A 19,113-nucleotide genomic window follows, 5' to 3' on the forward strand; every position below is an offset into this window, starting at 1 on the left:
GGGCGCCTTGCGGGGTTCAGTCAATTTTCTTGCGTGGGCGCGTGCGTTTCAGAATGCGCGAGAAATGCAGTGGCGCCCGGTCTTCCAGCCAGACGAAGACCCTGTTGAGCCGTGATCCCCGCCTGCGGCGCTGACGCAGCATCCGGGCCGCAGACCGGCTGGTGGCAATCACGACTATTGCGCCAAGCGCCATCAAGGGAACACCGGTCGGGATCGGCATCCAGACGGTCGCAAGACCAAGCACAAACAGGATGATGGCAACGCCCCACCAGAGGATTTTCATAAGTCCGGGCACCTTCATGGCTGGTGCGCCGTTGATAGCGCAAGGTCTGCGTCGGAATTATGAAGGCATGCCGGTTGCACCGGAACCCCGGAATAATCAGGATATCAATCGCTCAGCCTGCTGACAGAGCATTTGATAAACCTGCTCGAAACCCTGCGGTCCACCATAGTAGGGATCGGGCACGTCTTGCGGAGGATGATCCAGCAACAGTTGAACCTGTGCCGTGCCGGTGGCAGGCATTCGGCCTGAAAGCGTTTCAAGATTGCTGCGGTCCATGGCGAGGATCAGGTCGAACCGCTTGAAGTCCGCCTCCACGACCTGCCGGGCCCGCTGACCGGAAATATCGATACCATGATGGCGCGCAATGGCGATGGAGCGCGGGTCGGGCGGGTTGCCCACATGCCAGGCGCCGGTGCCGGCCGAATCAAACCGGTAAGTGTCTGTCTGGCCGCGTTCTTCGGCGCGGCGCCGGAAAATCCCTTCAGCGAGTGGCGAACGGCAGATATTTCCGAGACAGACGAATAGAATGGCCTTGGTTGTCATGATCCTCAAAACCGGTTGTGGCAGGGTTTTCGGGGCAGGAAATTTGCCTAGGTCCTTAAAGGTATAACAAGTTTACGAAGCAAGGGGAGTTTGAAATGGCAGACAGATTGAGGCCGGAAGAGCGTGCGGCAGCCATGCAATCCCTGTCCGGGTGGAACATGGCTGAGGGCCGCGAGGCGATCACCAAGGAATTCCGCTTCCGCAATTTCGTTGAGGCGTTCGGTTTCATGACCCGCGCCGCGATGGTTGCGGAAAAAATGAACCATCATCCGGAATGGTCGAATGTCTACCGCACGGTTGACGTGACCCTGACGACTCATGACGCCGGAGGCTTGACGATCCTTGATATGAAACTGGCAAATGAAATGGACCGTCTGGCCGGGCAGGAATAAACGGACATCCTAGCCTTTTTGAATAACAAACCGGCCATGTTCCCCATCCATTTCAGAGGAAACGAGAACATGGCCGTCTTCTGAACAAAAGTGCGGGATGTCGATCGCGGCCATCGGGTCCGTGGTCAGCACGGTGACCTGCGTGCCCGCTTGGAGGCTCTTGAGGGCCTTGCGGGTCTTGAGAACGGGAAGCGGGCACTTCAGCCCTTTGAGATCCAGTGTCCGGCCTTCGCTCAAAACGTTTTGTCCCTGGTTGCAGCCACACGTCAGTCGCCTGATATAGGGTGGCTTGGTTCTGTGCAATCAGGATGCAGATGTAAGGTGCGGGGAAAGCGATGCAGGATTTGATATTGTCGCCATTGGATGTGCTCGAATTCTGGTGGGACGCCGGGGAGAGCAAATGGTTTTCAGGGGGCGAGACATTCGACCGGAGCTGCCGCGACCTGTTTCTCGGGACGGTTGAGGCCGGATTAAACGGCGATCTCGAGGATTGGTTTGGTACCGCACATGGCACGCTCGCATTGATCCTGGTTCTGGACCAGCTGACCCGAAATGTTTTCAGAGGGGAAGCGCGTGCTTTTGCGGGCGATCCGACGGCACAGATACTTGCCGATCACGCCGTTCTCGAAGGGTATGACCGGGCATTTCCGAAGAATGTGCGCGGGTTTTTCTATCTGCCATTCGAACATGCCGAGAACATGGCCTTGCAGGAACGGTCCGTCGACCTGTTCCGGCGGCTTGGATCGCAAGAACATTCCTATTACGCCCTGCTCCATATGGATGTGATCCGGCGGTTTGGACGGTTTCCGCATCGCAACAAGGTTCTTGGCCGCGCCACCACGCCGGACGAGGCGGCGTATCTGGCGGACAATGGCTTTTCGGCCTGAGCAGGCCAAATCCTCGTTAAAACCAACCTGCCTGTTTTTTGTTCGCCGCGCAATGAAGCGTAATTAATGACCGATAAATGAGCAAAAAATGAAATCTGCTTAAACTTTAATCTGCTCAAGCCGGTCTCATTGCCTCTAGTCTTGCTTGGTCGAAAGTCGCAACGCGCCCGCTAAGCCTCTGAGTTTTCACGTCTTAAATCGAGCTTCATCAGAGTTGGCACGCTCCTTGATTATAACAGGGGCGTTGCCGGCACGTTTTCGTGCGTCTGCGGGCTCTGGGGACCTTCAAGGGACTGGCAGGGCGGAACCTTGAAGGGGGGAACCAGACGGGCCGGTCAAACCTCTTCGACGGGGAGAGGTCAAAGAAGAAGGAACGGGAACGAGCAATGAAAATAGTGATGGCCATTATCAAGCCGTTCAAGCTCGACGAGGTGCGTGATGCGCTCACCGGCATCGGCATCCAGGGACTGACGGTTACGGAAGTAAAGGGCTATGGCCGCCAGAAGGGGCACACCGAAATCTACCGCGGTGCTGAATATGCCGTCAGCTTCCTGCCGAAACTGAAGATCGAGGTCGCGGTCGACCAGGCCGATGTCGACAAGACCGTCGAGGCCATCACCGCGGCGGCCAAGACCGGTCAGATCGGAGACGGCAAGATCTTTGTCCATTCCATCGATCAGGTTGTTCGGATCCGCACCGGCGAAACCGACGCCGAAGCTCTTTGATGATTGTGAGGAAAACACAGATGAACAAACTAGTCGCAACAGGCGCGGCGTCACTCGGAGTCCTCGGCCTTATGATCGTGCCGGCGTTGGCTCAGGAGTCGGAAGCCATTCCGGCGGTCAGCCCGGAAGTCGCCTATATTCTGAATACGCTGCTGTTTCTGATCGGCGGTTTTCTGGTCATGTGGATGGCGGCCGGCTTCGCCATGCTCGAAGCGGGACTGGTGCGGACCAAAAACGTGTCCATGCAGTGCCTGAAAAACATTTCGCTTTATTCCATTGCGGGCCTGATGTTCTGGATCACCGGATACAACCTGATGTATTCCGGTGTCGACGGCGGTTTCATGGGATCTTTCGGTCCCTACAACTTTGATGCCGTTGGCGGTGATGCCCTGGATACCGGTTACTCGACCGCATCCGACTGGTTCTTCCAGATGGTGTTTTGTGCCACCACGGCGTCAATCGTGTCCGGTACCCTGGCCGAGCGTCTCAAGCTGTGGCCGTTCCTGGTCTTCACCGTCATCCTGACCGGTTTCCTTTATCCGATTGCCGGCTCCTGGCAGTGGGGCGGCGGCTGGCTGTCTGAAATGGGCTTCTCCGATTTCGCAGGCTCCACGATTGTGCATTCCGTCGGTGGCTGGGCTGCTCTTGCCGGTGCCCTGATCCTCGGTGCGCGGAAAGGCAAGTATGGTCCGGACGGTTCCGTTCATCCGTTCCCGGGCTCGTCCATGCCGCTTGCAACGCTGGGTACGTTCATCCTGTGGCTCGGCTGGTTCGGCTTCAATGGCGGTTCGCAGCTCGCCATGGGCACCATCGGTGACGTCACCGACGTGTCGCGCATCTTCGCCAATACCAACATGGCCGCTGCCGCGGGTGTGGTTGTCGCCGTGATCCTGACCCAGGTGATCTACAAGAAGGTCGACGTCACCATGGCGCTCAACGGTGCGCTGGCAGGTCTTGTGTCGATCACCGCAGAGCCGCTTGCCCCGAGTGTCTGGCAGGCCGTGTTCATCGGTGCCGTTGGTGGTGCGATCGTTGTCTTCACCGTTCCGCTGCTCGACAAGCTGAAGATCGACGACGTCGTCGGTGCGATCCCGGTCCACCTGGTTGCGGGTATCTGGGGCACGCTGATCGTGCCGCTGTCCAACACCGGCGCTTCCTACGGCACCCAGCTGACCGGTGTCGTCGCCTACGGTGTGTTCACCTTCGTGGCCAGCGCGATCGTCTGGTTCATCCTGAAGGCCGTGATCGGCATTCGCGTGTCCGACGAGGAAGAAGCCCTTGGTCTCGACAAGGTCGAAATCGGCGTCGAAGCCTATCCGGAATTCGGCACAGGTTCGCAGCGCCTCTAACAGAAGCGCCAACACCTCCCAAAGCGGTCTCGTTGGCTCGGACCGCGACCTTAACCCGGGGCTTGCCCCGGGTTTTTTTATGCGGCCGCGAGCGCGGTCTGCATGTCGTGATAGCTGGAGAAGACGGCCGCAACGCCCGCTTCGCGCATCAGTTCATCGTGGCCTTCGTCAATATGGCCGCCGCCAGTGAACCCCCACACGGTCATGCCGGCGGCAACGCCCGCGCGCGCGCCGTTGATGCTGTCCTCAATGACAAGGCAGTTTTCCGGTGCGGCCCCGACCTGGCGGGCTGCAAACAGGAAAAGATCGGGTGCAGGTTTGCCATTGGTGACCTGTTCTCCGGAGTAGACATGGTGGCCGAAATGGCTTTTGAGACCGGTTTGGGCAAGTTTCCGGTCGAGAAGTGCCAACGCGCTGGACGAGGCAACGGCCCTTGGCAGAGCCCCCAACTCCGACAGAAACCCCGAGGCGCCACAAATCGGCAGGAGTTCGTTTTCGAAGCGCTGCCGGGTTTCGCGGTTCATTTCATCAAAGACGCTGCCGGGAAAGGGCTTGCCAACCACCTTTTCATAATCTGCGCGGATATTGGCCCGGAAGTCACGCGGATCCATGCCGGTGAAACGGCTCTTGAAGGCCGCGCGCTCATAGGTCAGGCCGATCCGGGCCAGGCACTCCAGTTCGACAACTTCATAAATGATCTCCGAATCGACGAGAACACCGTCGCAATCGAACAGGATGGCTTCAAACTGCATTAGTACCTCATGTGTTTCAGCACGTGCCCAAACCCATTGCCGAAGCTGCGGGTCTCTCTGGGGATGTGGCTTTTCAATAGGGATGAGATTATTTCAAGGGTGACAAATTTTCGTTGATGTGAATTGTTTCATGTATTTTTTCTGATCTTTTTGTTCCTTTTGAGGGTAGTTCAAATGTTTCATCGAAAATTTCGGATGTTTATGAATAAAAATTTATTTTTGGATTTTTTTTACTTCAAATTTTGTCGCCTTTCCGAGCCCGGATGTCCGTGTCTGGATTGACCAATCCTAAAGCCCGTTTGTTTCTGGAGTTTTATTGTCATGTTTTAATTTTATAATTTTTTATCAATAAATTCAGTATATTATAAATAACGAATTGTTACAAAAAATATAGTTTATCGTAGCATTAGAGTAGGATTAGCTCCCCGCCACGACAAAATACGGTGGGATGCAATGACAAGTTATACATACGATGAATCTTCCGGATACTATGTCTCTGATGACGGTGTACATGTGTCTTCTGAAGCGTATGATGCAATTCAGAGTTTTTCCAAGGCCTCGACAAAGACCACGAAGGAGTGGAGCTGGACGGCCTTCTGGGAGGAGGAATATCTAACCAAGGATAGGGGCATTTACGAGCTCGACTCCGGTCAGTCGGAGTTCAACAACAAATACAGCCAATCGACAACATCGTATTGGTGGACCAGTGTTCCCTACAAATACACTTACAAATACTATTCGCTCGTGATCGGAAACGACGAAGACAACGTCATATATGGACCAACGCAAAATTCGCACGTCAGCGGGCGCGGGATAACCATCTATGCGGGATTGGGCAATGATACGATCTACGGCGGGGATGGCAGTGATACGATCTATGCCGAAACCGGCAACAACGTCGTTTATGGACGAAAAGGTGACAACACGATCTACGGCGGAGATGGCGATGACATTCTTGTCGGCGGCAACGATAACGATACAATCTACGGCGGCGGCGGCGACAATCTCATTTACTCAGGCTCATTGTTTGAGGGGAGCAGCAATGTCCTGACGGGCGGTTCGGGCAGCAACACGTTTGTGCTCGGCAAGGCGGGAGAGGTGTCTTCGGAAGTTGCGGGGGTCGACTGGGACAGTTTTGCTGAAACGGCGATCAAGTCTGCGGTGAACCTGGTGATGATGACCCCAGGTGTCGGCCTGTCGGTGAAGGTGGCCAAGACTGCAATTTATGCCGGTCTCGATCTCTATAACATCATCGTCGATGGTCAGGAGGTCATTGACACGAGCGACCCGTTTGCCTCTTACACCAAGGTAACCGATTTCAATCCGACCACGGACGTTTTGATCCTGCCGGTGTCCTCGACCGACCTGTCGAATGTTTTCTTGTCGGACAATCTGACAAATGGCGGCTACGGCTTCACCGTCATGTATCAGAATGGCAGTTCTTCCAATATTGTCGCTGACATCAATTATGAGGATTCGGCAACGATTTTTGGAGAAATGTCGACGTCCTGGTCTCAGACCATGGCGGATGCCTATTACGACGCGATGTTGCAAAACGCGCTGATCATTACGGCGGACGGTGTCGCGTATGACTTCACCAGTGGCGGTCTGGCGGATATTTCGGACGATGATCTGGCTGACATGGACGGCACAGCCTACATCCTGATGGGAGCCTATTCCGGATGGTACGTCTATGGCGACTCCGGCAACAACGTGTTGGTTGGCACGAGCTACGACGACGTTATCTATGGTTATATTCCCGATCCATCCATCGCAGGCTATACCGGTGCTGAAAACGCCGGAGATGATGTTATCTACCTGATTGGTGGCAACAACTACGTGCAAGCGGGTGCCGGAAATGACTACATTTTTGGCGGGACGGGGTCTGACACGTCAGCCTACACGGATTCACCAAGTGGAATTTATGTCGATCTGTCGACGACCTATAGCGACGTGAACGGCAGCTACGCCTTGGCCGATGACGGCTTTGGGACAACGGACCGGCTCTACGACATCAACAATATTTTCGGTAGCCTGTATGATGACGTGATCATCGGCAGTACGGGCGATAACGTCTTGGCTGGTATCGGCGGAGACAATGTTATCTACGGCGTTGGCGGCGACAACACCATCTATGGCGGCACCGGGTTTGACTCCATCTACGGTGGCACCGGCAACGACTCGATCTATGTCGGATCCGGCGGCGGCTACTATGACGGCGGTTCAGGAACGAATACCCTTTATTTCATCAATACGGACAATGGAATACTGGTCGATCTGGGGCAGGACATTGTTTCGGATGACGGCTTCGGGAATGGTATCGAAATTCTAAACTTCCAGAATGTCTACGGATCCGGCCACGATGACATCATCATCGGCAACGAATACGATAATGTTCTCTATGGCGCCGATGGTGAAAACAGCATTTATGGTGTGAGCGGGAACAACATTCTAGTTGGCGGCATTGGCGATGATGCCCTTTATGGCGGCGACGGGAACGACGTTTTGATCTCGACCGGTGGCGATGACATCCTGACTGGCGGTGAGGGTTACAACACGTTTGTTCTTGCAGGCGGCTATGTCACCATCACCGACTTTGATCCTGATACCGACACCATTTTGATCTATGCTGGCGAATATGATGGAACGCTGAGCCGGCTGGACGATGAAGGTGCCTACACGGGAGACAGCATTTCCTTCTATGACGAAAATGGAACTGCCTATCTGACATTCGCGGATACCGACTATGACGCTGTTTTTTCAGCTCTGGACAGCTCTGAGCGCGGATACACGTCGATCTCCTACAGCCGGTCGGATTACGTTCTGGACCTGACCGACTACAGCGACATGTTCGCCTGAGAAGAAGCCTGAAGCAAATCGTCTGTTTCACGGGACCCAAGATAATCCCGGCCTTTCAAAGCGCAGGGCCGGGATTGGAGAAGCGTTAAATTGGCCGGTTAGTGACTGCCGTCAAAAAGGCCTTTGACCACCTGTCTTTGGAACAGGATCACCAGAAGCGCAGGCGGTATGACCCCCAATAGCGCCAGCATTGTGCCCTGAAGGCTGCGGTCACCGTAAAACTGCAAGCCGCGGATCAGGGTGTAGAGGCTTTCATCGGAGGTAACGACGACCGGCCAGAGATACTGGTTCCAGCCATTGACGAATGTCACCAGAAACAGTGCGGAAGCCATTGGCACAGAGAGGGGAACAAGCATGTCGGTGAGGAAGCGGATGGGCCCCGCGCCATCAAGCCGGGCCGCTTCGGTCAAGGTGTCCGGCACCGATTTCAGGAAACCCCGGAAGAACAGGACGCCGATCCCGGAGGCGGCAAGGGGCAGGATAAGTCCGGCATGGGTGTTGACCAGACCAAGCGCCGAGGCGGCTGCGTAAGTTGGCAGGAACCGCGATTCCAGCGGCAACATCAAAGACAGCATCAGCACCCAGAAAATGATGCCCGCACCACGCACCCTGAAATAGGCAAGCGCATAGGCGGCAATCAGGGAGAGGGATACTTTCACGGCCGCGAAACCAACCCCGAGGATCAGGGAGTTGACCAGCATCCGGGAAGCGGTGATTTCGCCGGTAAAACCGGCGCGCGTGGTCAAAAAATCCCGATAGTTTTCAAGGCCGGCAGAGCCGGGAAGCAGGGCAAGGCCGTTTGCCGGATGGGCGCCCGGCGGTTGCGTGGTGGCGAAAAAGACAGCAACAAGCGGCGCGGACATCAACAGCGCACCGAGGATCAAGACCGTGTGGTCGACGCATTTTGAAAGGGACACGCAAATTACCTATGAAAAATGGTTTGCATCATGACTTTGAATTTTTGAGTTGAATTTTCTGAAGACGTTTGGATCAGGCCTCAAGCTACGTGATTGCTTTCTTGAAAAATCAAAAATTAGCTAAATCCATCCCGAATTCAATTTTGGAGCTCGCTGCATGTGAGTGTTGAGTAAAATTCAATTTTAAACAGCAAGTGCAATACACAATTCAGTCTGAAGGAAAATACTTCGACACTCCAAATAATTGCAAGCTCCAATGACCCGACGCAGTCTTTCGCAACCGGTGCAAGTCGCCTTGTTTGGCTTTTTTACGATGGCAACAGCAATCGGAGTCGGACGGTTCGTGTATACGCCCATTTTGCCAAGCATGGTTAGCGGCGTACCGATTTCTCATACGGACGCCGGTCTTATCGCATCGGCAAATTACCTCGGGTATTTGATTGGCGCTTTGGTGGCGTCATTCTATCCTGCGCCTTCCGGGCAAGCGCGATACTGGCTTGTTGGCGGAGTGCTCGCCAGTATTGTAACAACAGCGGCGATGGGGGTAGTGGGCGGAGTTGAGGGGTTCGCCATAATCCGGTTTATCGCAGGGCTATTCAGCGCCTTTGTCCAGATTTATGCGTCGGCGCTGGTGATCTCTTTGGCGGCAGAAGAAGGCCGTCCACTGTTGTCGGCGCTGCATTTTGGTGGTGTCGGATTCGGAATTGCGGGGTCAGCCGTTCTGATTGCCGTTTTTAAACACTACACCTTGCCGTGGCCGGAACTCTGGGAAGCGAGCGCGCTTGCCAGTGTTTGCCTCCTGGCGATTTCGCTGCTCTTTATTCCCGATGGAAGGCCGTTCCCCGGAAGACGCATTATGGCTCAGGAAACTGTCCGTAAACTCGAATGGTCACCTGAGTTGATCCGGTTGATAGTCGCATTCGGCTTGTACGGATTTGGTTATGTAATCACGGCCACTTTCATGCGGTAATCGCTGCGGCAGGGCCTGACGCGCCGACGGTTGACAAAATGGTATGGTTCATTGTGGGGCTTTGTGCGGCACCATCCATTTATCTTTGGAGCCAAATCAGTGAGCGGTTTGGAACGGTCAATACATATGTTCTGACTTGCTTTTTGGCAGCGGTCGGTGTCGCGTTGACTGTCTCTGGACTTGGTTGGTGGTGCGTCGTTTTGGGCTCTGGCTTGTTGGGTGCAACTTTCATGGGTATCTCTGCACTCGGACTTTTCCGGGTTAGGGAAATCAATCATGACCATTTGGCCCGCTTGACTGGTATCATGACCGCAAGTTTCGGTCTCGGACAGATGATTGGGCCGACCTTCGCCGGCAGCATTGCCTCTGCAAGCGGTTCGTTTCTTTTACCATCTGCTGTCGCAGCCGGAGCATTGGTTGTATCGGGGCTTTTGGTCCTGCTGCCAGGATTTAATCGGCAACCTTCGCATGAATAGATCAAAAACGCGGATTTATATCCTGAGTACAAATCTGCCAAAACCCAAATAGACTTCAGGATCGAAATTGTATTCACACAGCAACCTGAAATCTGAAATTGCCAAATTACAATACCACGATGCCGGAATGCTTGGCCTTGTGCTCCGGTTCCACATGGATGGTCACGCGTGCGCCGGGAAGATCGGCGGAAATTGCCTCCTCGATCCGGTCGCAGATGTCATGTGCCGTGTCGACCGGCATGCTGCCGGGAACAACCAGGTGAAAGTCTATGAATGTGATGCGTCCGGCAAGCCGGGTGCGCAGGTCATGGGCTTCAAGCGCGCCTTCGCCGTGGTCGCTGATCAGGGTCCGGATCTTGGTGAGAACCTCGTCTGATGCGGCTTCGTCCATCAGGCCGCTAACCGATTCCTTCATCACGTTCCAGCCGGACCAGAGCACGGTCAGACCGACCAGAACGGCGAGGGTCGAATCGAGCCAGTGCCAGCCGGTCGCAAATACCAGCAGGACGCCGGTCACGACCCCGGCGGAGCTTGCGACATCGGTAAACAGGTGTTTGCCGTCTGCGGTGAGTGCGGGAGACCGGCTGGACCGTCCGAAGCGGACCAGAAACCATGCCCATGCCCCGTTGATCAGGGCGCCAAGAAGATTGATGCCGATCCCGAGCGCGGAAAACGTGATGTCGTCATGTCCGGAAAAACCGCGCCAGGCAGCAAAAAAGATTGATATCGCAGCCAGCACGATCATCACGCCGACGAGAACGGCTGCGAAATACTCCGCCTTGTCATGGCCGTAGGGGTGATTGGAATCGGCAGGCTTAGCGGCAAACCAGACTGCGATGACGGTGGCCACCGACGAGGCGACGTTGACGATCGTCTCAAGCGCGTCGGACAGCAGGGCGACAGAGCCGGTCAGCCAGTAGGCCCCCGCCTTGAGAGCAAGGACCAACAGGCCGATGGCAATACTTGCAAGTCCCACCCTCAGCCGAAGGCTCATAAAAATGCTCCGTCACGCCTGCACCGGCGTCACCGGCACTTCCACGCGACAGCCCTACAACCAACGGACAGAATTTACCAGTCCATCACCCCGGCGCCGATGATCCGCCCCGGTCCGTCCGCGTTCTCAAGCTGGATCAGCACCGCACAGCGAGTGCTGCCGTTCTTCATCAGTTCGGACTTGGGCATGCGGAAGGTTTCCCGGCCACCCGACCACATGCCGATCGGCCGGACGGGTTGGGCGACATTGGCGTAGGTGTAGCTGTTGCCGGCATTCTCGCCGGTGTCGATTGCAACCTCGACCGCGTTCCGGATCCGGACAAAAAACACCGTTGCCATTCTGGTGCCGGGCGGCAGGTCGCCGGTGACGGTGGCCTTCAGCCCCACGTCGGTCATGGTGACGTCGACCTTTGCGGTGAAGGGCTCGGCGCGGGACATGGCAGCGGCAACGTCACGTTCCTTGCTGCCGATCACGTGTTCGGTGCCGTTGACCACCAGCTGCGGCGTGTAGACCGAGCGGTCGCCCCGCTGGGCCGCATAGGCCCGTTGGCGCTGGGTATGGGCCGGATGAGCAAGTGTATCGCGCCAGCCGAGATAATCCCAGTAGTCGACATTCAGGGACAGGGCGAGAATGCCGTCATTTCTGGAAAGATCCTTGAGAAGACGGTCCGCAGGCGGACAGGAGGAGCAGCCTTGGCTGGTAAAGAGTTCGGCAACGACCTGCGGGCCGTCCTGTGCGTCCGCGGTCTGGAGAGACGGCAACAGGGAAAGGCCCAGTATGGCCGCCAGAAAGCGCCGGCGGGACCGGATGAATTTTGGTCTGGAGCGGGAAAACAAGCTCGATTTTGTGCGCAAGATCATGTGCGCAAGCTACCCAATCCTGTCAGAATTCGCGAGTCACGAGCCAGTGATTCACGCGGACATGATTTGCAATCACATTCCGGGTACGGGTGGCGGGAAATCCCCGGCGCGATGCTCCTTGGCCATCCCGGTCAGAGTCCGCGCAGAACCGGGACCGGTCGAAATCTTTGTGGCAGAATAAAGTAGCCGCCATCCACGGCGTTTTCTGTAACAGTCTTGCGTCAACCGCTCCAGCGGCATCGGTTCATCAAGACCCTGCAGCCGAGGCCTTGATTTTCTCAAGTTCCGGCAGGAAGACGTTCTTGTAGGTTTGCGGGCTCAACGGGCCGATAAACTTGTAGCGGATCGTGCCTTTCGGGCCGATGATGAAGGTCTCCGGCACGCCATAGACACCCCAGTCGATGGCCGCGCGGCCATTGGGGTCGGCTCCGACCCTGTCATAGGGATTGCCGAGGCTGCCGAGGAAGCGGCGGGCGTTTTCCGGCTTGTCCTTGTAGTTGATGCCGATCATCTGGACGCCGCCCTCTTTGGCGAGGTCTTCCAGCAGCGGATGCTCCTGACGGCAGGGCGCGCACCAGGACGCAAACACGTTCACGACCGACACCTTGCCCAGAAGATCCGCCTTGGAAAAGCCGGGGACCTGTTTGCCGTTTTCGGTCAATCCTTCCACCGGCGGCAGGGATTGTTCGGGCACCGGCTTGCCGATCAGGGCGGAGGGGATCTTGCTCGGGTCGCCGCCCATGGTGAGCTGGAACAGGAACAGGCCTGCCAGGGCTGCAAAGATCACAACAGGCAGCAGCACCAGAACCGGGATCCGGCGCTTGGGGCGGGGCGGCGTGCGGGTGGAGGGAGGGGTGTTTGTATCGGTCATCAGGGTTTGGAGGGCGGCGTTCGTGTCGACGGGCGCTGGCTTGCGCGGGTGATGCCTTGCCCTTCCAGCTCTTTGAGGGCGGCCTTCTGTTTCGCGCGGTCCAGAAAAACCCAGAGGATCATTACGGCCATGACGCCGAACGTGATCAGATAGGACGCAATGATGAAACCGGCATGGGGCCCGAGGTCGAAGGGGTTCATGATCTCACTCCGCCGGCTGTACGCGCACCGTTGCCCCGGCAGGACGGGCGCTGGCGGCGGCCTTCAGGCGCATCGCCCGCACCCGGCGGCGCATGATTTCGTTGCGCATGGCCATCAGATGCAAGGTGAAAAACAGGAGCGTGAAGGCGAGCGCCATCACCAGAAGCGGAACAAGAATGTCCGGATGAATGGTTGGTCCGTCCATGCGAACCACGCTTGCGGGCTGGTGCAGGGTGTTCCACCAGTCCACGGAGAACTTGATAATCGGCAGGTTCAGTGCACCGACCAGTGTTAGCACGGCTGCGGCCTTGCCGGCCTTGATCGGGTCTTCCATGGTCCGCCACAGGGTCATCAGGCCCAAATACATGATGAACAGGACGAGGACCGAGGTCAGCCGGGCGTCCCAGACCCAATAGGTGCCCCACATCGGCTTGCCCCAGAGTGAACCGGTCAGCAGCGCGATGAAGGTGAAAGCGGCCCCGATCGGGGCTGCCGCCTTGGCCGACACATCCGCCAGCGGATGCTTCCACACAAGGGTGCCGATGGCGGAGACGGTCATGATCGAATAAGACATCATGGCAAGCCACGCCGCCGGCACATGGATGAACATGATCCGCACGGTGTCGCCCTGCTGATAGTCTTCGGGCGCGACGAAGAAACTCTTGTAGAGACCGATCACGAAGACGAGCGCGCACAATGCCGCGAGCCAGGGCAGCACCCGGTCGGCGAAACGCACGAAGCGTGTCGGATTTGCGTAATCCCAAATTGCCATGGAACCGTTCTAAATCACTCAAGGTCAGGCTTCAATGGACAACAGAGCCGCAGGGTGCATTGCGGCTGATCAATTCTGGCCGGTCAATCGGCGGCGAACCGGAGCGCGGCAGCGGATGCGAACGGGCCGACCACGGCCGAAATCAGCGTGAGCGCACATAAAATCGAAAACGGCGTCAGGAACGGCACCGGGTCATTGACGGCGGCATCCGCCGCGCTGACCCCGAAAATCAGCACCGGAATCGCGAGCGGGATGACCAAAACCGCCAGCAACAGGCCGCCGCGCCGCAAGGTGACGGTGAGGGAGGCGCCGATGGCCCCGATCAGCGTCAAGGCCGGGGTGCCCGCCAGAAGCGTCAGCGTAACCGCGCCAATCGCAAGCGGCGGCAGGTTCAGGAAGATCGCGAGCACAGGGCTTGCAATCACCAGAGGCAAGCCGGTCGCAACCCAATGGGCGGCGCATTTGACAAGGACGACAAGCTCCAGCGGCCGTCCGGCCATCAGCATCAGGTCCAGCGCGCCGTCGTCCCGGTCGGCCTGAAACAGCCGGTCGAGCCCGAGAAGCGTAGCCAGCAGGGCGCCGATCCACAGAATTGCCGGGCCGATCCGTGCAAGAAGATTGAGATCCGGGCCGACCCCGAACGGGATCACGGTGACAACAGCCAGAAAAAACAGCACGCCGACGAGGCCGCTGCCGCCGACCCTGACCGCCAGCCGCAGCTCGCGCCGGAACAGGGTAAACGCCCAGCCGGTCATGCGGCTTCATCCAGCTGCAGATGGAGCCGCTGCTTGTTGGCAAGCGCGAGGTCGGAATGGGTTGCGGTCACGATCAGCCCGCCCCTGCCGAGATGGTCGTTCATCAGTTTCAGGAGAAGGGCTTCGGAGGCGGTGTCGAGCGCAGAAGTCGGCTCGTCCATCAGCCAGACCGGCCGGGCGGTGACCAGAAGCCGGGCGAGCGCAAGCCGCCGGCCCTGACCGGCCGACAGATAGGCCGCAGGCAGATTGGCCGTGTGGCCGATGCCGAGCAGGTCCAGCGCCTCGCTTGGCGGCAAAGGCGCGGTGTGGAAAAACGGTCCTGACACGGACGCGGTGAAATCCCGCCAGAAGTTGAGGTTTTCCAGAGCGGTCAGGGCCGGTTTGTTGGCGTTCTGGTGGCCGAAATAGTGGCAATGTTCGCCAGCTGACAGGTCCGGATCGCCGTTTTCGACCGTCAGCCTGCCCGCATGCAGCGCGACCAGCCCGGCCAGCGTTCTGAGCAGCGAGGATTTGCCGATGCCGTTCGCACCGGTCACCTGCAGGGCCGCGCCGCTTGACAGCGTAAAGGACAGGTCCTCGAAAACGCGCCGGTCGCCGCGGTCGATGGTCAGATTGTCGGCAACGAGTTTCAGGGAAGGGCTCCGCGCATCTTTTAACTGTGAGCCTTGTTAGAGATGCGCGGGACTGCTGGCAAGTACCGGGCGTTTACGGATACATGCGTTTGGCGTGGCGTCAGCCCGGAAAGCGGGGGCGGAGGCGCTGGACCATGCCGGACAACCGGGCCGCCACGGGCCGGTGTCCGGACTTGGGGTTCTTGCCGGAGGCCGTTTGTGATTGTCCAAAGGCATTTTGCCGGGTTCCGTCGGCGGCAAACTGATCGGCAAGCCGTGCTGTCTCGCAGAGGACCCAGTCGTCAAGGCACCGCCATGTGTTTAACACCATATCGGGCCTTAAATCAGGCACCCGGCCGATCGTGCCGTCCGGCCTGATGAGGGCGTGTGTATGATTGTCGTAGACCGCAATTGTCAGGTCCCGTCCTTGAGGGGCGGGCACGTCCGGGGCAATCGCCCTGGTCAGCAGATTGTGCACCTGCGCCGTGCCTTTCGAAGCACGGGCAAAGACATCGCCGGGAAGCCCGAGAATGGAGATCGCGCCGCAAAACAGGCTGCAGCCGTTGTGAACGCGATAGAAATCAACAAGTGCAGCCGGGATCGCCATGCCTGTCAGCATTTTCAAGTCCCTATCCGAACAGGAAATCATCAGTTCCGTGGCCGGAGGCGGAAATTCAAACAGGTAATCCTCGAAAGTCTCAGGGAGCCTGGCGACCCGCATAGTGCCGTCACTCAGGGTCTGGTTGGGCAAATGGCCCCAGCGACGCGTTGTTTCGTAAACAAGACTCATATGGGAAAGCATGGACACCTCGTTGTGTTGAAATCAGGACAACAACAACCTCCCAGTGACCGTCTTTATTGCCGGAATGCGGGGTATTGGCCGCGCGAACCGGTCCTTGCATCAACAGCCTGGGGTGAAAGGCATGTTTCATGCAACCGTGTCAATAATATCAATCTTCACAGTCTGAGCGATCAGAATTGGACATGGCAAGGGGCTGTCTTTGCTCGTCATTTCCCGCTGGCGGTACTTTCCGTTTACGTCAATTTGCTGAAAATGCTGCAGTGCGGCATCCTGCCGCTGCCGAAAAAAAAGCGGGCCACCCGGGCCCGCTCAGGCCCTGTCCGGGCGAGCCGGACAGGGTTTCGGTCTTCGCCGATTGCACGGCGTCCCGATCAGAAGTGGTAGGAGATGCCCACCCGGCCGGCGTGCAGGCCGCCGTCGATCTCCATTTCCTCACCGGCGATCTCGTGATCGGCCGAAAAAAGGCCCGTGTATTGATAGTTCAGGTCAAGGCTGATCTTGTCGGTCAGGAAGGCTGCCGCGCCGCCGCCAAGGTTCCAGGTCGCGTGGGTTTCGGTGCTGCTGCCCCAATCGGAATGGGAGTCAAGCTTGACGCCCATGGCACCGAAACCGGCAGCGGCATAGACCGCATACCGGTCAAATGTCATGCCTGCGCGGAGTTTGGCGTCGCTGCTCCACTGGGCATAAACATGGCCTGTTCCGTTTTGGTGTTCCCAGTCAAGCACGTCCGCCTGAACTTCAAGGCCAATAAAATATTGACCAAGCATGTGATTGTAACCGGCATGCAGCCCGCCGAGCAGTCCCCACACTTCATCGAAGTCGCCGGTGTAAGTCGTGCCATTATAGTCGTAGCTGCCCTCGGGCGTCCCGCCACCGAACCCGGTGTGGACACCGGCGTAAAAGCCGCCAAAGTCAAACTGCGGCGCAGCTGAAACGGTTGCGGCTGGCGCTTCTTGGACGACCGGCAGGTCTGCGGCCAGGGCCGGTGCGGTCAGGGCAACGCTTGCGCAAAGTGACAGGAGTATCTTTTTCATTTTTTTTCCGATTTTCAGTTTGAAATCGGGGCGCCAGATATTTGGCATGCGTATTTTTTGCAATTTGTTTCGGAGGTTTCTATGCTCAAAAATGGGCATTGTTACCAATGAGTGACACGGCGCCGGTCACTCGTTGCCGAGTTAATGATCTGAATTTATTGAATTATCCGGACCGATAGTTCACGAAGGCCGAAAAGGCCAGAACGGCGACGGGAACACCCAGAGAAGCGAAGCCGGCAAGCAGATAACCGTAGGTGCCGAATATGACACCGGCGAGGAAACTCAGGATGACGACCAGATAGTAGCGGGCCTTGGCCGCAGCGTCGGGATTGGCCGGGGCGGGACTGCCCTCTTTGCCGGACCAGGCATCGACCATCTCCAACGCGGCATGGATCATGTTCGTCGTGTTGCCGGTCATGAAGTGGGTCGGCGCCTTCTTGTTCAGCAGCCGGAAAAAGATCGTGCTGTGCAGGGACATGGCGCCCACTGCGAGGAATGACAGCACGAACGTTCCGGGCGCAAAGGCGATGGCCTGTTTGCCCATGACAAGCCCGGCTACGAACATCAAGAACAACAAAAGACACTCAACCAGCAGCATCACGAAGGCCGTGTTCGGGATCTTTTCGTTGAGGCGGCGGATCAGGTGGATCCACAGCAGACTGAACCCGAGAAATGTCAGAAGCACGAACACTTTCAGATAAAAACCGGGCGTTCCCTCTGCGAATTCGACGACCATGAACACCATCGTTCCGGTGATGAAGGTCACGAAGGTGCTGAACAACCCGGTCACGCAAACGGCCTCTACAAAGCCGGCGACAAATGCCAGAAGAAACTCGATGTTCAAACGGCTGTGGAGCGGTGCATTCATGAGTTTCCGTCAGCTTCTCAAAATGACCCTGCCAGACTGTGAGAAGACGGCACCCGCGTCAATTGTTTGCTGATGGCGGGCAGATTCAGCTGCAAACGGCGACAAGGCGAGGATCAATCCCCTATGGCAAAAACGCAAGGATGCCTCGAACGGCATGATAGGTCTCTGGTGCCGATCCTCGAGAAAGAGCGATTGAGTTTGAACAGACTGCATCGCGGTGCATGTCGCACATGACGTCACCATAGCGTATCCGCAGGCTCGTTTGAGACGGCGGCGGGCAGCGCCGGTGGGCGTTTCCTGTCGGGATTCATATTGAACTATCTGATATTTCTGCCTTAAAAGTATTTGAGTGAACAGAATACACCTGCTTAAGAGCGGCTGGATCGGAAAATAAGAAAGCGTCTCAATGATTAAGTTGGAATGATTACATTTGGATGTTATTTAAGGGGTAGTGTTTCTTATTCAGTGTTATAAGAATAGATATTTAAAATTTTCACTTTAAGGTGAGTGTATAAGGTTTTAAATAAATGAGTAATTTGATTTTTAGAGTTGTTGGTTTTGTATTTGTTTTATTTTTAAATATGTTCCCATATTCAAGTGAATTAAGTGCAGCTGATAAAACAAATAAATTAGAAAAAGAAATCATAAGAGAGTTTGAAGATGGTATTTTTGAATATTATTCAAATAGAGTTGATGTAAAATTAAATAAATGCATTTTAAAAATAACTCTTGATGTTCACAAGTGCAAAACAGGTAGGGAAATAAAATACCGTATTTATAATATAAATCTGATTGATGTAGCTCAAGTAAAGCTACTAGGATATCATGATTATAGGATTGGATATGATCAAATAACCTTTACGCCTGTAATTCCAATCAGTTCTGAGCAAGGACCATTGCATGAATATTTTTTCACAGATAAGGATGAAACATCGCGAAGTGTAATAATACAGTGTAATGGAAAGGCGTATTATTCAAAAGAAGAGTGGGGGGAGATTGTATTGATAAAAAGAGATCGTGCTCAAGTTATATTGGATTTAATTAGAAAATATAATGCGATGAATTGTAGTTTATAGAATAAACTAAGTGATTAAACAGAAAATATATTCTAGTTTATATCTGTTTTATTTTTCGGTGCAATACTACGCTGAAGCAATTTTAATAGGTGTACTGAAACAGTATTGACCTGACAG

Annotated in this window: 21 protein-coding genes and 1 pseudogene; 7 read left to right on the forward strand and 15 right to left on the reverse strand. The window is 55.9% G+C overall.

From position 1 onward, the window contains the following. Nucleotides 1–16: 16 nt before the first annotated feature. Together E1297_RS19645 and E1297_RS19650 are read right to left on the reverse strand one after the other, a co-directional pair. The gene (locus E1297_RS19645) at nucleotides 17–283 is read right to left on the reverse strand and encodes a hypothetical protein (protein ID WP_155141400.1); all 267 of its coding nucleotides are present in this window, start codon (nucleotides 281–283) and stop codon (nucleotides 17–19) included. 96 nt (nucleotides 284–379) lie between these two features. Further along, nucleotides 380–826, reverse strand: coding sequence for a low molecular weight protein-tyrosine-phosphatase (locus E1297_RS19650; RefSeq protein WP_155141403.1), 447 nt, complete (start codon nucleotides 824–826; stop codon nucleotides 380–382). A gap of 95 nt (nucleotides 827–921) precedes the next feature. Here E1297_RS19650 and E1297_RS19655 point away from each other — a divergent pair, with 95 nt between their 5' ends. Then, complete coding sequence (locus E1297_RS19655; protein ID WP_155141404.1) at nucleotides 922–1,218, forward strand: 4a-hydroxytetrahydrobiopterin dehydratase; 297 nt, start codon at nucleotides 922–924, stop codon at nucleotides 1,216–1,218. Nucleotides 1,219–1,227: 9 nt separating this feature from the next. On the opposite strand, the gene E1297_RS19660 is transcribed toward E1297_RS19655, so the two are convergent. Continuing rightward, entirely contained in the window at nucleotides 1,228–1,455 is a 228-nt protein-coding gene (locus E1297_RS19660; protein ID WP_155141407.1) for a sulfurtransferase TusA family protein, read from the reverse strand. Between the two features lie 98 nt (nucleotides 1,456–1,553). On the opposite strand from E1297_RS19660, the gene E1297_RS19665 reads away from it, so the two are divergent. From E1297_RS19665 to E1297_RS19675, 3 genes are all read left to right on the forward strand, one after another. After that, nucleotides 1,554–2,105 (forward strand): DUF924 family protein, encoded by a 552-nt coding sequence (locus E1297_RS19665; RefSeq protein WP_155141409.1) that lies wholly within the window; start codon nucleotides 1,554–1,556, stop codon nucleotides 2,103–2,105. Nucleotides 2,106–2,491: 386 nt separating this feature from the next. Next, nucleotides 2,492–2,830 (forward strand): P-II family nitrogen regulator, encoded by a 339-nt coding sequence (locus E1297_RS19670; RefSeq protein ID WP_155141411.1) that lies wholly within the window; start codon nucleotides 2,492–2,494, stop codon nucleotides 2,828–2,830. A gap of 20 nt (nucleotides 2,831–2,850) precedes the next feature. Further along, entirely contained in the window at nucleotides 2,851–4,179 is a 1,329-nt protein-coding gene (locus tag E1297_RS19675; RefSeq protein WP_155141413.1) for an ammonium transporter, read from the forward strand. A gap of 77 nt (nucleotides 4,180–4,256) precedes the next feature. Here the strand turns inward: E1297_RS19675 and E1297_RS19680 are convergent, their stop codons facing one another. Next, nucleotides 4,257–4,931 carry an HAD family phosphatase gene (locus E1297_RS19680; RefSeq protein ID WP_155141415.1) on the reverse strand — a complete coding sequence of 225 codons (675 nt, stop codon included), beginning with the start codon at nucleotides 4,929–4,931 and terminating at the stop codon, nucleotides 4,257–4,259. 453 nt (nucleotides 4,932–5,384) lie between these two features. Between E1297_RS19680 and E1297_RS19685 the strand changes: the two genes are divergently transcribed. Continuing rightward, nucleotides 5,385–7,790: a hypothetical protein gene (locus E1297_RS19685; RefSeq protein WP_155141418.1), complete on the forward strand. Its 2,406-nt coding sequence runs from the start codon at nucleotides 5,385–5,387 to the stop codon at nucleotides 7,788–7,790. Nucleotides 7,791–7,888: 98 nt separating this feature from the next. Here E1297_RS19685 and E1297_RS19690 read toward each other — a convergent pair whose 3' ends face one another. After that, on the reverse strand, nucleotides 7,889–8,707 hold the full coding sequence (locus E1297_RS19690) for an ABC transporter permease subunit (RefSeq protein ID WP_209015875.1): 819 nt from the start codon (nucleotides 8,705–8,707) through the stop codon (nucleotides 7,889–7,891). 367 nt (nucleotides 8,708–9,074) lie between these two features. On the opposite strand from E1297_RS19690, the pseudogene E1297_RS50370 reads away from it, so the two are divergent. Next, nucleotides 9,075–10,060, forward strand: a pseudogene (locus E1297_RS50370) (YbfB/YjiJ family MFS transporter); the annotation flags it as partial. 199 nt (nucleotides 10,061–10,259) lie between these two features. Here E1297_RS50370 and E1297_RS19700 read toward each other — a convergent pair. The 10 genes from E1297_RS19700 to E1297_RS19745 form a co-directional block, all read right to left on the reverse strand. Beyond that, the gene (locus E1297_RS19700; RefSeq protein WP_155141419.1) at nucleotides 10,260–11,147 is read right to left on the reverse strand and encodes a cation diffusion facilitator family transporter; all 888 of its coding nucleotides are present in this window, start codon (nucleotides 11,145–11,147) and stop codon (nucleotides 10,260–10,262) included. A gap of 74 nt (nucleotides 11,148–11,221) precedes the next feature. Continuing rightward, nucleotides 11,222–12,007, reverse strand: a complete 786-nt coding sequence (locus E1297_RS19705; protein WP_155141421.1) for a thioredoxin family protein — start codon at nucleotides 12,005–12,007, stop codon at nucleotides 11,222–11,224. A gap of 247 nt (nucleotides 12,008–12,254) precedes the next feature. Continuing rightward, a complete protein-coding gene (locus tag E1297_RS19710; RefSeq protein ID WP_155141422.1) occupies nucleotides 12,255–12,878 on the reverse strand; it encodes a DsbE family thiol:disulfide interchange protein in 624 nt (207 codons plus the stop codon). After that, complete coding sequence (gene ccmD / locus E1297_RS19715) at nucleotides 12,878–13,078, reverse strand: heme exporter protein CcmD (RefSeq protein WP_155141424.1); 201 nt, start codon at nucleotides 13,076–13,078, stop codon at nucleotides 12,878–12,880. Before ccmD ends, E1297_RS19710 begins: the two co-directional genes overlap by 1 nt. Before the next feature lie 4 nt (nucleotides 13,079–13,082). After that, a complete protein-coding gene (locus tag E1297_RS19720) occupies nucleotides 13,083–13,850 on the reverse strand; it encodes a heme ABC transporter permease (protein WP_155141425.1) in 768 nt (255 codons plus the stop codon). 83 nt (nucleotides 13,851–13,933) lie between these two features. Next, the gene (gene ccmB / locus E1297_RS19725; protein ID WP_155141426.1) at nucleotides 13,934–14,605 is read right to left on the reverse strand and encodes a heme exporter protein CcmB; all 672 of its coding nucleotides are present in this window, start codon (nucleotides 14,603–14,605) and stop codon (nucleotides 13,934–13,936) included. Further along, the gene (gene ccmA, locus E1297_RS19730) at nucleotides 14,602–15,237 is read right to left on the reverse strand and encodes a heme ABC exporter ATP-binding protein CcmA (protein ID WP_155141427.1); all 636 of its coding nucleotides are present in this window, start codon (nucleotides 15,235–15,237) and stop codon (nucleotides 14,602–14,604) included. Before ccmA ends, ccmB begins: the two co-directional genes overlap by 4 nt. A gap of 100 nt (nucleotides 15,238–15,337) precedes the next feature. Further along, nucleotides 15,338–16,018 (reverse strand): SMI1/KNR4 family protein, encoded by a 681-nt coding sequence (locus tag E1297_RS19735; protein WP_155141429.1) that lies wholly within the window; start codon nucleotides 16,016–16,018, stop codon nucleotides 15,338–15,340. 371 nt (nucleotides 16,019–16,389) lie between these two features. After that, entirely contained in the window at nucleotides 16,390–17,052 is a 663-nt protein-coding gene (locus E1297_RS19740; protein WP_196223365.1) for an outer membrane protein, read from the reverse strand. A gap of 163 nt (nucleotides 17,053–17,215) precedes the next feature. Further along, nucleotides 17,216–17,920 (reverse strand): YoaK family protein, encoded by a 705-nt coding sequence (locus E1297_RS19745; RefSeq protein ID WP_155141433.1) that lies wholly within the window; start codon nucleotides 17,918–17,920, stop codon nucleotides 17,216–17,218. Nucleotides 17,921–18,447: 527 nt separating this feature from the next. On the opposite strand from E1297_RS19745, the gene E1297_RS19750 reads away from it, so the two are divergent. Then, nucleotides 18,448–18,996 carry a hypothetical protein gene (locus E1297_RS19750; protein WP_155141435.1) on the forward strand — a complete coding sequence of 183 codons (549 nt, stop codon included), beginning with the start codon at nucleotides 18,448–18,450 and terminating at the stop codon, nucleotides 18,994–18,996. Nucleotides 18,997–19,113 lie beyond the last annotated feature (117 nt).

The sequence above is a fragment of the Roseibium sp. RKSG952 genome, assembly GCF_009711355.1.